We start from the raw sequence: 14263 nt of genomic DNA on the forward strand, positions 1-14263 counted from the left end.
TCGCCGGCCTCGTCTCCGACCGCAACACCACCAGCTGACACAAACTCCCAGCTCAGGCCCCCACGTCTCCAATGCAATCACGCACCAGCTCGTAAGGGTCGCCGCTTTTCGACGTGCTCACGCTGCAGCCAAGTGCGCAGGAAGTCGGGCGGTTCAGTCTCCGGGCTCAGAGTACGGAGTGGGAGGCCGTCGAGGGCGAGGAGGGCGCGGACCGTGGTGGCCGCGCACTTGGCCATGCCAGCGATCTCCACAGTGGTCTTCCTTTCGGTGACGTACAGCTCACGCAGCCGGCGGGGCGCGAGTACCGCGGCTCGGGTGGCAGGGTCTGGTGCGCGGATCTTGCCCAGGAGCCGGTCCGGCGGGCCGGTGACGGTGTCGTCGATCTCGAAGTAGAGGCGGAGATGCTCTGCGGTCACCCCGGTCACCCCGGTCACCCCGGTCACCCCGGCGGCCTCGGTGACCCGGGCGATCGTGTCGCTGCTGTCGAGGACAGCGCGGAGCCTGGCGGCGTCGACCTGCTCGGGTGCGATGCCTGGCCAGTCGACATCGCGGACCCAGTAGGCGGGAGGCTCCCAGGTCACCGGCTCGTCGATGCCATGGGCCGCCAGGTTCTGTTCTGCCTGCTCACGCAGGAAGGCGCGGAGCGGCAGCGGGGCACGGAATCTGAAGTCGGTGCAGCTCCAGGCGAAGCGAGTAGCCGCCCTTTCTGGCGCGGGCGGGCTGTGCCCGGTCAGCAACAGCAGCAGGTACCAGCGCATGACCTGCTGGCGGTGCTCGCCGCCGGCCAGCCAGCCGTGTTCCGACATCGAGGGCCCGTCCGCCCTCGGGTGCCGGGACATGCTCGGCCAGTAGTTCCTGCTCGTCGTCGCTCAGAGGACGAAAGCCCTTTCCCGTGTCGTAATGCTCCTGCCAGGCGCCCTTCCGGACATGCCTCAACGCCCCACGCTCCCCTTCGCTTTGCGGTCTCTGACGTTTGACTGGCCCGGGGCGGACCCCGGCGCCCCGCCCGGTCGCGAGGTCTCAGGTCCAGCTCTTCGGCCCGTACAGCGCGGCCGGGCGCCCCTTCAACAGGGCCCAGTACCTATCCCCAAGGCTGAAATGCCACCATTCCGTCCTGTAATTCACTAATCCGGCTGCTGACATGGCGGAGGAGAGTTGCCCTGTTCGACCTGGCTGTCGCGGAGATGTTCGGAGCGTCCGTGTAGCAGGCGCCCTGACTGTTCTCGGGGTTGGCGTTCATCGCCGTCCCCATGTCCAGCTCCCGGCCCGAAGCATCGACGAGGGTCAGATCAACGGCGGCGCCGGCACTGTGCGGGGCGATCTCCGGGGGCGACACGAAGCGGCTGGCCGCGGTCCGTACGTCCTGCGGCGTCCAATCAGGATGCAGAGCGCGAAGGCTCTGCGCGTACCGTTCGAAGTACCTCTGCTGAAGGGCCGGGGGCCGGTAGCCCTCAACAACCAACAGACGAAGGCTCTCGGGCAGTTGGCGCTGCGCTTCCAGCAACTGGTCACGGACATGCTGACACAGGTGCGCGAAGGCCCCGTCGGGGTTGCTCCTGCGCCTATCGACCAGCAGGGCTGCCGGGCCCGAGCGGACATCGACCAACGGCTCGCCACACTCGCGCACCAGAATCGCAGCCACCCGCGGGTCGGCCATCAGGATGATGCTCAACTGTTCCCCCACTCCCAGGAATCGATGTACACAGCCACGCCGGTCCGGCGCGCCTCCTCCACGGCGATCAGACGGGCGAAGTCGCCAGGCCGCATCAGCTCTTTCCACCCGGACAGCGGCAGAACACGGACCTCGTCGTGTTCCTCCGGGTCGAGGGTGATGCCACGGATCTGCGCGGCAGTGAGCCGGCCGCCGTCGAACACAGTGCCGATCGAGCTGTAGGGCCATCCACCGCCGGGCAGGCTGTACACCGTGGCCAGGAGCAGGGGCGGCCCAGCAGGCGTGATCCCCGTTTCCTCCCTGCACTCCCGCACGGCCGTCTGCCAGGGGGTTTCGCCGGGGTCCGTCGTCCCGCCCACCAGCTGCCACGGGTACGAGGGAGAGTAGACGGAATGAACCTGAAGCGGCTGGCCGTCCTCGTCAGTGAAGTAGAAACATGCCCACAGGGTTGCCTTGGGAATGGTCTCGGCATACTGCTCCAGCGTCGTCGAGTACCTGGCGGCATCGCCGGCCAGCCGCATACTCGGGACAGTCCGCTCGGTGGTGTCTGTCATCCGCATGGGCTCTCTCCAGTCGGCGAGTTGCAGGATCGGTGCTTGTTACGGCGGCCCAGTGCGCCGATCTGGTGGAAAGGACCGCGCTCCAGCCCGGGGGAGAGGACAGGGGCCGCCGCCCTCAGCTTCTCGTCGGAGGCCACCGGCCGCGGCGGGCCTTCGCCCAGCGGCAGGGCCCGCGTCCGGTAGGCCGGGTTGAGAACGAGGTTCCTCACTGGCTGTTGACCGCGCTGGTGCCGAGTGGATCGAACCGGGGGCGGGAGCAGGCAGCCAGCTACGCGGCGCACGGCGAGTGGTCGGGTCACAAGGCCGGCTCGGCTGTGGGGATGAGGCGTAGGTGGGCGAGGGCCTTGTCGTCATGGCGTTTGTAGCGGGGCCAGCGTCGGCCGTCGGGATCCTCAGCTTCGGCCTCGTGGATGGAACGGACAACACTGCCCGGCCCCTGTGTGCGGCAGGCCTGGGCCATCTCTTCCCAGTTGGGGTACAGCCCGTAGTCCTCGACGCCGGAGCTGGCGCCGTCCGTCATCACGAGGATGTCGGCGATGTCTGCGGCGGGCCAGGAGCGTACGACGGCATACCGGGCGGCTTCAGGGATGGCTTCGGCGACCCAGTACCCGCCGGGGACGTCCCGGTTGACATGGAGCAGTTGGTGGGCACGCAACTGCTGAAGCAGGGCGCGGTGTTCCGGGTTCTGGAATCCCCGGCCGGAGCGTAACGCTGCGCGGTACGCCGCGCGCTCTGGGCGGTCGGCGACCAGCCGGTCGAGCCGGTCGTCGCGGACTTGGTGGACCTGCCCGCTGGTCGTGAAGGCCACGACGGGGCTGTCGGCCAGCACAAGGGTGTCGATGCGATCGCCGCGGTGGCGGACGACGGAGACGGTCGCGGCTGGTGAGGCTCCCGAGACGAGGCCGTGGTCGTGGACCATGGCGGCGAGGGCGGTTTCGAGCAGGTGCCGCAGATCGGCGTCGGGCTCGTCGGTGAGGCCGGCAGTCAGATGCTCGCCGAGAGTCTGGGCGTACCAGCCGCCGCGGGGCTCGTCGTCGGAGACGGTGGAGACACCATCGAGGACGACGACCGCTCCGGGTGCTTGGTGGATGCGGTCTTCGCTGGGGCGGTTTCCGCCGGGAAGCTCCCCGGTTGAGACGGAGAAGCCGGTGTGGATCACGTGCACAAGGGTCCTTCCGGGCTGGTTCTGTGTAGGGGGTCAGTGCTGATGGGGGTGTGGCGGCTCGTCATACGTGCAGTACAACGTCGGCGGTGTGGGGTGAGTGGCACGCCGAACATGTCCCGGCACTCGTCTAAGCCCTTTATCACGAGGGCAACACTTCGAGAGCGGTGTCGTGCATGATGCACTCGACCGTGTCATTGAGGGCACTGTCGGCTCCTACTACCGTCTCGACGCCACCGGGTAGGAGATCGCGCTCGCGATACCAGGCACGCAGTTCCCGCTCAGTGACCCGGGCCAGATCCTCGCGATCGGCCTTTGAGGCATGGCGGGTCAGCGTCTCCTCGATCGGAATGTCGAGGTAGTAGCAGCGGGAGACCCCGCGGTGGTCGCCGAGCAGTCCCGCGAGCATGTCACCGTACCGGTCGGCGTACAGGATCCCTTCGATCACCACGTGGTAGCCCGCGTCCAGCGCGTAGCGGGCGACCGAGTCGATCAGCCCGATGTTGGCGCCATCAGGCACATCACGCTCCCTCAGCACGACCCTTCGCAGGTTGTCCTGCCCGACCACGGCCAGGCCGCGGCCGAACCGGTCGCGGATACCCGCCGCAACCGAGGACTTGCCTGACGCCGAGGTCCCTCGAACGACGACAAGTCGGGTCACCACACTCCCCACGATCAGCCGTGGGCCCGGGGTGAACCGACGCTCCCCAGCGTCCGGACCGACCGGCCGCGAGACGACGGCCTGAACAGGGCGGTACCGGTCCGCTTCAGGGAGGTAGGGGATCGGGTCACCAGGGTCCTGGAAGTGCACGGCCATCAGCCGGCCACTGCGGTATGCGTCGAGCCCGGCCCGGCAATAGGCAACCATGGGCGCCGGCAAGGCATCGACAGGGAACCAGGCCATCGCGTCGCACACCGCCGGCTCGAGAACACGGGGGGTGCCCTTCCACACGCGGACCTCGAAGAACATGCCGACCCGCGCCCCGCCACTCGGGGCACGGTGGTGCACCGTGACAGCGAAGCGGACATCGGCCGGGTCAATGATCAGGCCGGTCTCCTCCCGGGCCTCGCGAACGAGCGCCGTCACAACGTCCTCGTGAGCACCGTCCAAATGCCCGGACGGGAAGTGCCAGAGTCCCGCCGCGTAGACGTTTCCGGCGCGGCGGGACAGCAGGACCTCCGGGCCCGCCGCGCCGTCGCGGCGCAGGATCAGATGGACGTCGACCGGCTCCTGGTGCCGCTGCTGCTGTACGGTCATGCTGCCGTCCCGGGCCTGCGTGCCAGAAGGACGGTGAACACCGCTTCTTCCTGCAACGTCCCGTCCTTTGCGTAGGTTTCGAGCAGTTGGCGGGCTTCGGCCTCGAATGCCTCGTGCCGGTTCTGGAAAAGGTCCGGGTGGGCAAAGGAGGTGCTGCGGAGATAGCCGACGACTGCGGCGGGCGTCCAGTTACGGGCCACGGGGTAGCGGTGCTCGCTCACGTCGGTGAACGCCGATGCGGCGAGGTCTTCCTGGTACGTGCGGCGGGGCTCGGTATAGGTGGCGCTGGTACCCGCCCGGCGCTCGGAGCCCAGATAGGTCTGGATCAGCTCCCGCAGGGCGCGGGTCCACTCGCTGTCGTGGGTCCACAGGCTCCCGTCGCCCATGATCGCCACCGCTGCGTCCGGGGCGGCAACCCGGTCCGCCATGGCCAGCACCGCCGGGCCGGGCATCCAGTGGTAGGACCGGCAGCAGGTGACCAAGTCCGGTTGCCGCACCGCTTCACCGGGCCGCGGTGCGGGTGGTCTGTACTCGTCGGCTGTAGTGTGGACGAGGGTGAGGGTGCAGCGGCCGAGTACGGGAGCGAGTGCGGCCCGGGCCCGGTCAAGCATCTGCCGGCTGACGTCGACTGCCTCGATGTGTGCCAGATCGGGGACGGCGTGCCGCAGCGCGAGTGGCACCTGCCCGGTGCCGGTGCCCAGATCCAGCAGCACCGGATCAGGGCGGCCGTGAAGGGCATCGGCCAGCAGCCGTACCGCGGCCTCCGGTACGCCGGGCCGGTAGCGGGCGTAGTCGTCTGCCGCTGCCGCGAACAGACTTTCCTGGTCCGGCGACGGGGCCGGAACGCTCGAATGTGTCACGAGGCGCCTCTCTCATCGGATGGACGGCGGGACAGGCAGGTGCCAGGTCAGGCGGCCGCATGCGGAGGCGGCCCGCTGCCCGCCGCCGGGCTCGAAGACCAGGCGATACCGGTCGGGGGAGCCCGCTGCCCGCCACCGGGCGGAGAGGTCCTGGATCTCTTTCCAGATGTCACGCGGCCCGTGGGTGACGATATTCCAGCGCCGCCGGCTCAGCGGCTCCGCGCGCAGCCACGAACCGCAGCCGGGGGCGCCGATCACCAGGTTCTCGGCGCCGAAGTCCCGCACCAGGCCGCCGAGAAGATGATCGGCCGCCAGCCACAGGCCCCGGTCGGTGTCCGCGGGCGGAGGCAGCATGCTCCGCTGCGTCCACGTGCCCGCCTCGGCCGTGATGCGCTGCCGGAACTCCTCGGTGAGCCAGATCCGTCCCAGGCCGTGACCTGCCTGGTGGGCGAACTCCACGGCCCGCAGCTCGGCCCGGACATGACCACCAAAGGTGCGCTCGACGACGCCAAGGGCCGGCCACGACGGCGAGACGGAGGTGACATGCACCAGCATCCTTCCCCCGGGCGCCAGTTGCTCGACGAGGGCGGGCGGCACACCCGCCACCGCGTACGACACGAAGATCCGGTCGAACGGCGCACGGGCCGGACAGCCTTCATCCCCCGCCCCGCACACTGCCTCCGGCCGGAAACCGAGATCGGCCAGCCGTGCCGCAGCCGCCCGCGTGAGGTGCCGGTCCCGGTCGAGAGTGACCACCCCCTGGTCGCCGCAGACCTGACAGGCCACCGCGGCCGTCACCCCCGCACCCGTGCCGACATCCAGCACCCGCTGACGGGGCCGGAGATCCAACTCGTCCAGCAGAGAGGCAGTCACACCCATCACCGTGGACATCGACGTGATCGACGCCCCCGACCGAGGTCCGTGCGCCCGGCCGAGAAGCGGCTCCCCGTCACGCTGGACGAGCACACTGGCCCCGCCGTACAGCACCTTTACGAGTTCCTCACGGTCCTGCGGCGCCGCCCAGTCCAGCAAGTCCCAGCGCCGCGGCTTCTCCCGGTCCGCGGAACGCCGCACATAGGCCTGCGGCATCAGCACCTCGCGGGGCAGAACCAGCAGCGCCTCGCGCACGGGTCCGGGCCGCAGATCGCCCGACGCCTCAAGACTGGCCACCATCTCCTGCCGCGCGGCGGCACAATCCGCCGTCCAGGATGCATGCCGTGCCGACGGCGGTGGGGCAGGGCACGGTCCGGGCCAGGACCCGGGCTTCGGCTGCGGAGCTGTCATCGGTGCTCACCAGCCCGTCGCGGTGTAGAGGCGACCATGGCCGATGCCGTCGATGGCGGCTCGGGTGTAGGGCACGACCTCGGTGGGGAGATCTTCCGGGTTCCACCACCGCCACTCCACGCACCGGTCGGGCTCCAGGACCTGCGGGGTGCCGGACCAGGCGCGGGCCCGGAACACGAGCCCGATCCGCGGTCGCGCCGACGGTGAGTCGACCATGTGGACCAGGTGCACGAGCTCGACGTCCCCGGGCTTGATGATCAGCCCGGCTTCCTCTGCGGCTTCCCGTGCCAGACAGTTGACCGCTTCTTCCCGCTCACAGTGCCCGGCCAAGAAGTGCCATTGGTTCGGTGCGTACTTCGAGTCGGGGTGGCGCCGACCGAGGAGGATCCGGCCCTGCTCGTCCTGGAGGTGGAGGCGGACACCCACGATGTGGAGTTCGGTTCCCTCCGGTGCCTCGTTGCGCAGCAGACACGCACTGGCCGGCGGGTCACCCACTGGGTGGTGTTCGGCCGCGTGGCGGCGGATCAGGTCGCCGAGGCCGGGGCTCAGGCGCAGCCGGTCCAGCATGTCGGGGGTGAACCACCGCAGCAGCACGCCTTCCTGCAGGCCCACGGCGTCAGGATCACCGCGCCAGACGGCCGTGTAGACCTGGATGGGGACGGCGAGTCCGTCCACGCTCGTTGCCTCCTCCACGGCATACGACTCCAGGTCCGCGACCTTCAGACCGGGGGCTTCCTCGCCGAGCTCCCGCCACACCGTTTCGTCCAGGCAGCGATCGCCCAGTTCGCGGCCGCCGCCCAGGAGGGCGAATACCCCTGGCTGCCAGATGCCGTCCAGCAGATCCCTTAGATGCAGCAGATAGCGACCGTGCCCGTCATGGATCAGAACGGAGGCGTTGACCGGTTCCGGCTGCCCGGTGAGCCCTGCGGTCGCGGCGTCCAGAAGTTTGGTGCGCAGTGTCGGGGAGCTGACGTCGGTGAACGCAAGCCATTGGGCGCCGGAGACTTCCTCATCCTGGAGCTCGAGCGGCGGCTGTTCGGCCGTGAGGTAGAAGGCGAACCGGAAGTCGAAGTGCTGGTGGGCGGGTTCGCCTCTGCCCGGGTTGGCGGGGATGTCGTGGACATCGATATCGGCCGGTGCATCGAGGAACTGCGGCGTCAGGCACAAGTCTTTGGGGCGGATCCCGGTTTCCTCACGTACTTCTCGCAGTGCCGCTGCCAGAAGGGTCCGGTCGTCCTCGACGTGGCCGCCGGGGACGAGGAGCAGCCCCGTGCCCCTGTGGCCGGTGTGCAGCACGCGCCGATGCCGGTCGATGACGGCGGCGCTGCATGTGATGTGGCCGGGCCGTGTTCCGCGGCTTGTCGGTTCGCTCTCCGCGTCGAGCATGGCGAGGAGCGGCTCGAGTTGCTCCCGCTCTGCGGGATGGCGCTCCAGGTACTTCTGGAGAAGGTCGCGGATACTGGATCGTGCAGGCGGCATGGCGGCACCTTTCATGTAGCGGCGGGGGCAGCAGCAACGGGGCACATTCCCGGCGGCGGCGATCAGCGTCAGGTGCATGGTCGGGGTGTGCAATTCCACTGCGGCAATGACCGAGATGTCGGAGGTGGCGGTCCCGAAGCCGGCCACGGTGAGGTCCTGCCCGCCCCCGAACCTCCGGAAATCGGCATGCCGCCACGGACCGACCCGATGCTGGGACGTTCATCGTGGGCCGTCCTTCGCTGGATCCTGTGCCGAAGAGTGCCGGTCCTGTGAAGGGACTGCCGGGGCGTTCGCTTCGTACTGGGCGGCCTGAGCGGTGAACATGCCACGGTAGATGCCGTCAGGCCGGGCCATGAGTTCCTCATGTGTACCTTCCTCGGCCACCCGGCCCGCATCGAGGACGTAGATGCGGTCAGCATTGGCCGTGGCCGCGAGACGGTGCGTCACCAGAACGACCGCGTGGCCTTCGTCGGCGAGCGACCACAAGCCCTCGAACGCGGCGATCTCCGCGTGCGGATCCAGCGCCGAGGTCGGCTCGTCGACCAGGAGGAAGGGTGCATCCCTGTATAGACTCCGTGCGGTGCCGAGCTTCTGCCACTGCCCGCCAGAAAGCTGGACACCGCGTTCGTAGCCCTTGTGGACAATCGAGTTCAAGCCGTGCGGCAGACCTTCGACCAGCTTGAGGACCCCGGCGGACTGAGCTGCTTCCTTGACCCTGTCCATGTCGCGGACGCGGTCGCCGGCTCCGATCGCCACATTCGCGGCCGCGGTCATCTCCCAGCGAGGGAAGTCCTGCGCGAGGAGCCCCACCATGGCAAAGATCTCGGCCCGGCCAGCATCCCGGAGCTCGACCTGCTCACTGCCGTCAGCGTCCTGCCACCACACACTTCCCTCAGTGGGCAGCACCAGCCCCGACAGTACCTTCGTCAGCGTGGTCTTGCCGGAACCGTTCGCACCCACCAGCGCGGTCACCTCTCCACGGCCAACCCTCAGGCTGACGTTCTGCAGCGCGGGGGAGTCGGCCCCGGGGTAGGTGTAGGACACGTTGTCCACACGGATCCGGTGAACGCGCGCCGGCAGCGGGGCGCCGACGCCAGGGATGGCGTTCTTGGCGGCCAGGGCGATGGCGTCCTCGGTGTCGGTGACAAACAGCAGTTCCTCGTAGAGGCGGTTCACCTGCTGGACCAGTGACGTCAGCCGGGCGGTCGAGGCACGGATCGCGAGGACCGCAGTCCCGCCAACGGCGAGCGGCAGCGAACCGTCGGCCAGCAGCCACCACAAAACCCCGTAACAGGCCAGCGACGCGACACCAGCAAACCCGCCGGCGACCAGATCCGTGGAAGCCTGCGCACGGGCCAGGCGCCGCTGCTCCGCTTCGGTCTGGTGGGACATCTCCTCATAGCTGGAGAGCAGTTTCTCCCCGGCGGCGTGGACACGGATCTCGCCTTGCGCGTGCGGGCGGGTCAGAAAGCCCAGAAGGGAGGAGATGGCCCGCCGGTGGTCGATCCAGGCAAGCTTTGAGGCGTACTCGCGGCGTGCGGAACTGACAGCTCCCCACCCCTTGGGCAGGGCGATCACCAACAGCATCGGCAGCAGCAACCAGTGCAGCGACGCCAGCACGACCGCGGCCGCCACCATCGCGATGAGGACGTTGCCGACACCGACCGAGAGCATCAGCATCCGGCGGGCCGAGTCCGTGCCGAACCGGCCCGCCTCCAGAACCCGTTGGATCTCGGGGCGCTCGGTCGCCTCCAACTCGACACGGGTGACGGCCGTGTAATAGCGCGTCGAGACGGCCCGCTCCACCTGCGGCTCCAGCCGACCGGACATCGCCGTCGACCACGCCATCAGCAGGGCCGCGATCACCGCGGTCCCTGCCAACACCGTCAACGACGGCAGGGCTGCGCGCAGCTTGTCCGCCGTCGGCCCCTGCGCGAACAGATCCGTGAGCACGCTGTTGACAGCGAACAGACCCCACGCCGCAGTGACCCCCTGCCCAAGCTGCGCGACCACGACTCCCGCCATTGCCCGCCGGTCCGCCTGCCAGCCGGTCCGGCACACCATGGAAACCATGCGCGGCAGCGCGGCCGCCAGATGCCGGAACGAGAGCCTGGTCAGCGGGCCCTCGTGGCGTACGAAGGACTGGTCGTAGCGCAGCCGCCCCCCGTACAGCTCCTGCTCGGCCTGCGAGATGCCGCTCGTCGGCTGGTCGTGCTTGCGCCGTGCTTTCACAGGTGCCTCCCCCGCCCAGAGGGCAGCCGACATCCCGGCGTGAGCCGGCATGCAGACGGGTCTGGTGCGCGGCTGGCCTGGCATCGGTCGGCCGCCCACGTTGCGTCCGGTCGTGCCGGACAGCGGGTGAGGGCACCAACTTGCTGCACACCCGCGGCCGGAAGAGCCGGGGCAGCAGCCCGTAAGCGTTCGAGCCCCAGGAGCGGGTGCACAGGCGTGCGGAGCGGAGTCATCATGTCCTCCAGCAGGTCATCGAATGGCACGGGTGCTCTAAGAACGGAACTCCCAGCTCGCTGTAACGGGTGACAGCGAGGGGAGTTCTGGATATCTGTTCGAATATCGCGGTTCGCGCCAGGAGCGCAGGACGGGGCACTTCAAACGCCCTCGTTCGATGGATAGTCGCTCATACGACTACGTCTCTCGAGGGTTTCCGGTCAGCCTGAAGCCCAGGGCGATCCGTGCAGCAGCAGCGCGGCGACGGCTCGCGCGGCACAAAGTCACGGCGACGGCAATGGCCTGATTCTGTGCGGGCGCACCACGGTAGCGGAACGGGCGTGCCGGCATGCCGACCCGGAGGCACTCACACGCTCCCCTCAGCCGCCTGGAAGGTCCCACGCGACGGCTCGTACTGTGGCGGAGAGCGGACAAGCCGGGCGCTGCCCGGATGGGCGCGGTGGAGGGCTGCGCGGCCTCACGGGCTGCCGTTCCAGGGGCGTGGCAGGAACGTCGGTGGTGTCACACAGGTGCCCTGCGCACTTCATCGAGCGCGTCGCGCAGTTCAACGGCTCGTTCGGCCAGCCAGTCGAGATAGGGCTTGGGTGTCTCCTTCGCCGGGTTGCCGAACCAGAGGTCGGCGGAGTGCTCCAGCGTGCTGGCCGCCCAGTAGGGCTTCTCGGCCACGGCCCTTTCCACGCCGTCGACGACGTCCGAGGCCCACCAGCCGGCGTTTTTGGCCCGGATCTTGAAGACTTCCAGGGCTTCGTCGTCGGGTGTCGTGCGCCAGAGGTCGGCGCAGAGCTCGGCGAAGAAGAGTGCGGGATTCTGCTCACGCCATTCGTGGTCCTGCTCGATCTCCCGGAGAATGCGCCAGCCCAGTTCATTGCTGCCGCTCATCGGTCCCCTTGTCCCGCAGTTCGCCATGCCTCGCGGACACGGAATGTCGTCGCTGGGAATCGGCGCCCGTTGACCTGAAGCGCGATCGAGTGCGCGCCTGGAGTGAGGTCGGCCGTGACAGTTGAGCGCAGGACGTGGTCCTTGGCGAGCAGGAGTCTTTCGCCCGGCCTCCCGGCGCCGCGCAGAAGGAAGTACACCTTCTCGCGCGGCCTTCCGGTGCGTGTCGTTGAGGAGATCACGAACATCACGTGCAGCGCGACCGGCGTGGTGGTGGTGAGGGAAGCGGAGAAGCTGAGCGTGTCCCCCTCGACGAACTCGGTGCGTTCCAGGACGAGAGGTGTGAGTTCCACCGGTGCGTCGTGTGCGTAGCCGAGAAAAGCGTAGGCGGCCGGCCAGCCCTGCTTGAGCCTGGTCCGAAGGGCCTGCCGGGCGAGGAACGCGAAGTGCTTGTCGGGGACACGACCGGAGTCCTTCCAGCGCTGGAGTGTGGCCAGCACCAGATCCGGCTGTGTCACGGACAGGTCGTGCAGGTGGTTGGCGACCGAGGTGCGTACGTACAGATGCGGGTCGGTGTGAAGCTGCTCGAGGACGGGCAGCGCCGCGTCGTCGGCCAGCGGGACCCGTGGCGCGCAGGGCAGGAGGGGCCGGGTGGCCTCGCTCGCCAGTCGGCGCACCCGGTAGTCCTCGTCGCGGGCCCAGGACCCGACCGCCTTCATCGTTTCCTTGGGGAAGTCGGAAAGGAAGTGGCGCGCGGCGACCTCGGCGGAGAAGTAGCAGGTCATGCGGGCCAGCGCGACCAGGGCCTGGTCGAGGTACTCGGCGGTGCGCAGGTAGCGGGCGACGTAGTCGGAGTGCGGCGAGTAGATGTGCAGTCCGAAATCGTTCGTCACGCCAGCAGTCTCGGGCGTCCTGGGCAGCGAGCGCAGCAGGATCTGAAGCGCCTGGGGGCCGGTGGATGGAAGGTGCGTGTGCAGTGCTTCGCTGGTGCGGGAGATGCGGGCACTCAGCGTCAGCCGGGGCAGATCGGCTATCACCGACCGCACGAATCCGTCAGCATCGAACTGCGGGCACACGGCGTGGACTTCGCTGGCAATTCGGGCGATCCGCTGGGCGTTGAGCGCGGACTCTTTCAAAGGAACCTTCACGGTCATAGGCAGACCCTAGGGGTGGTGACGGACGGGAACCTGGCGTTTCGGCCGCCGGTCATCCGGCGGTGTGACGCGACGCCATGCGGCGATCGGACGGTCGCGCGGCGGCGAGCGCGGCAACGAGTGCGTCGCCGCCCTCCTGGCCGGCGATCCATTCGGCTTGTCGGCGGGAACGCTCGGGGGAGGCGTGCTGGGCGTTGAACAGCAGTAGCCGCATGGTGTTGGGGGACGGCTGGTGGGCGGGCGCATCAGGTGCGAGGAGGGACAGCTGCTCGGAGGGGGCGCTCATCGGGTAGCTCCCTTCTCGTCGAGGAAGACCTCGCCGCGGGCGTCCAGGTCCTCCTGGAGCCGGCCGAGAGTGTCGCGGACGAAGCCGAGTTCGTCTCCGGTGAGCGGGGTGCCGACGGCGGTCAGGTTCTCGCGGATTTGCTCGGGCCGGGTGAATCCGACAAGGACGGAGGCGTGGTCGGCCTGCTGAAGGCAGTACTGCAGGGCCACGTGGGTCAGCGCGGCCGATGTTCCACCGAAGCGCCGGCGCAGTGGCTCCAGCCCGTCCTGGATAGTCCTCAGTGCGCCGGGGGTGAACCACGCTTTGCGTAGCCGGTGGTCGCCGGGGTTCCTGCAACGGAGCTGCCACCAAGGGCGGTTGGCTGAATCGTCGAGGTTCCCAAGCGCCGTACGCCAGCGGGCGCGTTGGTGCGTATGGGGCCCGGTGAACTTGTAGAGTGCGGGGCTTCCGGTATGCCACGACTCTTGTGGAGCTGACTGTGCACGTGCTTGGTGGCCGTCTTCGAGCGGCCAGTCTCGGCGGAACGCCTCCTTGGACAGAGCGGAGGGCGGTGACCTGTGGCGATCGCTGATTCCGACATCGCGGGAGTGCTCACCGCCTACCTTGAGCGCTACCCGCAGGAGGCCGGGCAACTTGCCGTGCCGTTGCGGTTCCTGGCCGAGGGCCGGGGGTTCGCCTCGCGGCGGACCTTCCCGATGCACGTCACCGCCGGCGCGCTGCTGGTCCGGGCCGGCGCCGAGGTCCTCCTGATCGAGCACCTCGCGTACGGGATCACTTTGCAACCAGGTGGTCATCTTGAGCCGACCGATATGACGCTGGTCGGCGCGGCGTTGCGGGAACTGTCCGAGGAGACCGGCATCGACCCCGGCCAGGTCGTTTCCGTCTCGGGGCACCCCGCCTATGTCGAGTTCGGCCGGGTGCCGGCCAGGCCCGCGAAGGGTGAGCCGGACCACTACCACCTGGATTTCGGCTATGTCTTCGCGACGGCCGACGCCGAGGTCGGGCGTATTCAGGAGTCCGAGGTGACCGGCGCCGCCTGGTACCCGCTGGATCTGGCGGAGCGCCTCGTCGGCCCCCGGATCGCGCGGGCGGTCACCGCATCGAGCGGAATCAGGTAACCCCTCGGCTATCGGAAGCTGTCGTGGCGCCCGGCTGAGGGGCAGAGAACATGCCGTCGTAGAAGACGCCGGGGCACGCGCGTTCGGC

The 14263-nt window shown here is 68.9% G+C and carries 13 protein-coding genes and 2 pseudogenes; 1 reads left to right on the top strand and 14 read right to left on the bottom strand.

The genetic code is table 11. The features are described from left to right. Positions 1 to 77: 77 nt before the first annotated feature. The 14 genes and pseudogenes from ACWCPY_RS38085 to ACWCPY_RS38150 form a co-directional block, all read right to left on the bottom strand. Entirely contained in the window at positions 78 to 839 is a 762-nt protein-coding gene (locus ACWCPY_RS38085; protein WP_451272980.1) for a hypothetical protein, read from the bottom strand. A 181-nt stretch (positions 840 to 1020) separates the two neighbouring features. Beyond that, positions 1021 to 1657: pseudogene (locus ACWCPY_RS38090) on the bottom strand (M15 family metallopeptidase). A gap of 11 nt (positions 1658 to 1668) precedes the next feature. Beyond that, complete coding sequence (locus ACWCPY_RS38095) at positions 1669 to 2193, bottom strand: NUDIX domain-containing protein (RefSeq protein ID WP_451272982.1); 525 nt, start codon at positions 2191 to 2193, stop codon at positions 1669 to 1671. Positions 2194 to 2527: 334 nt separating this feature from the next. After that, positions 2528 to 3391 (bottom strand): protein phosphatase 2C domain-containing protein, encoded by an 864-nt coding sequence (locus tag ACWCPY_RS38100; protein ID WP_451272984.1) that lies wholly within the window; start codon positions 3389 to 3391, stop codon positions 2528 to 2530. Between the two features lie 145 nt (positions 3392 to 3536). Continuing rightward, the gene (locus ACWCPY_RS38105) at positions 3537 to 4070 is read right to left on the bottom strand and encodes an AAA family ATPase (protein WP_451273046.1); all 534 of its coding nucleotides are present in this window, start codon (positions 4068 to 4070) and stop codon (positions 3537 to 3539) included. Positions 4071 to 4322: 252 nt separating this feature from the next. Beyond that, positions 4323 to 4652, bottom strand: a pseudogene (locus ACWCPY_RS38110) (NUDIX domain-containing protein); the annotation flags it as partial. Further along, positions 4649 to 5512: a class I SAM-dependent methyltransferase gene (locus ACWCPY_RS38115; RefSeq protein WP_451272986.1), complete on the bottom strand. Its 864-nt coding sequence runs from the start codon at positions 5510 to 5512 to the stop codon at positions 4649 to 4651. The pseudogene ACWCPY_RS38110 and the gene ACWCPY_RS38115, both read right to left, overlap by 4 nt. Before the next feature lie 12 nt (positions 5513 to 5524). Next, on the bottom strand, positions 5525 to 6685 hold the full coding sequence (locus tag ACWCPY_RS38120) for a protein-L-isoaspartate O-methyltransferase family protein (RefSeq protein ID WP_451272988.1): 1161 nt from the start codon (positions 6683 to 6685) through the stop codon (positions 5525 to 5527). Between the two features lie 117 nt (positions 6686 to 6802). Continuing rightward, the gene (locus tag ACWCPY_RS38125; protein ID WP_451272990.1) at positions 6803 to 8275 is read right to left on the bottom strand and encodes an NUDIX domain-containing protein; all 1473 of its coding nucleotides are present in this window, start codon (positions 8273 to 8275) and stop codon (positions 6803 to 6805) included. A gap of 219 nt (positions 8276 to 8494) precedes the next feature. Continuing rightward, a complete protein-coding gene (locus tag ACWCPY_RS38130; protein WP_451272992.1) occupies positions 8495 to 10507 on the bottom strand; it encodes an ABC transporter ATP-binding protein in 2013 nt (670 codons plus the stop codon). A gap of 735 nt (positions 10508 to 11242) precedes the next feature. Next, positions 11243 to 11620: a hypothetical protein gene (locus ACWCPY_RS38135; protein WP_451272994.1), complete on the bottom strand. Its 378-nt coding sequence runs from the start codon at positions 11618 to 11620 to the stop codon at positions 11243 to 11245. Then, positions 11617 to 12771 carry a hypothetical protein gene (locus ACWCPY_RS38140; protein ID WP_451272996.1) on the bottom strand — a complete coding sequence of 385 codons (1155 nt, stop codon included), beginning with the start codon at positions 12769 to 12771 and terminating at the stop codon, positions 11617 to 11619. Before ACWCPY_RS38140 ends, ACWCPY_RS38135 begins: the two co-directional genes overlap by 4 nt. A 52-nt stretch (positions 12772 to 12823) precedes the next feature. After that, positions 12824 to 13057 carry a hypothetical protein gene (locus ACWCPY_RS38145; protein WP_451272998.1) on the bottom strand — a complete coding sequence of 78 codons (234 nt, stop codon included), beginning with the start codon at positions 13055 to 13057 and terminating at the stop codon, positions 12824 to 12826. Further along, positions 13054 to 13266, bottom strand: a complete 213-nt coding sequence (locus ACWCPY_RS38150) for a hypothetical protein (protein WP_451273000.1) — start codon at positions 13264 to 13266, stop codon at positions 13054 to 13056. The genes ACWCPY_RS38145 and ACWCPY_RS38150 overlap by 4 nt, the downstream gene beginning before the upstream one ends. Positions 13267 to 13614: 348 nt before the next feature. Between ACWCPY_RS38150 and ACWCPY_RS38155 the strand changes: the two genes are divergently transcribed. Further along, entirely contained in the window at positions 13615 to 14175 is a 561-nt protein-coding gene (locus ACWCPY_RS38155) for an NUDIX hydrolase (RefSeq protein WP_451273002.1), read from the top strand. Positions 14176 to 14263: the final 88 nt, after the last annotated feature.

It is taken from the genome of Streptomyces sp. NPDC002403 (assembly GCF_053593015.1).

Excerpts from the sequence above, each read along its gene's own strand:
- ACWCPY_RS38085 (WP_451272980.1), bottom strand. The coding sequence starts at position 839 with ATGTCCCGGCACCCGAGGGCGGACGGGCCCTCGATGTCGGAACACGGC.
- ACWCPY_RS38095 (WP_451272982.1), bottom strand. The coding sequence starts at position 2,193 with ATGCGGCTGGCCGGCGATGCCGCCAGGTACTCGACGACGCTGGAGCAG.
- ACWCPY_RS38120 (WP_451272988.1), bottom strand. The coding sequence starts at position 6,685 with ATGGTGGCCAGTCTTGAGGCGTCGGGCGATCTGCGGCCCGGACCCGTG.
- ACWCPY_RS38125 (WP_451272990.1), bottom strand. The coding sequence starts at position 8,275 with ATGCCGCCTGCACGATCCAGTATCCGCGACCTTCTCCAGAAGTACCTG.
- ACWCPY_RS38135 (WP_451272994.1), bottom strand. The coding sequence starts at position 11,620 with ATGAGCGGCAGCAATGAACTGGGCTGGCGCATTCTCCGGGAGATCGAG.
- ACWCPY_RS38140 (WP_451272996.1), bottom strand. The coding sequence starts at position 12,771 with ATGACCGTGAAGGTTCCTTTGAAAGAGTCCGCGCTCAACGCCCAGCGG.
- ACWCPY_RS38145 (WP_451272998.1), bottom strand. The coding sequence starts at position 13,057 with ATGAGCGCCCCCTCCGAGCAGCTGTCCCTCCTCGCACCTGATGCGCCC.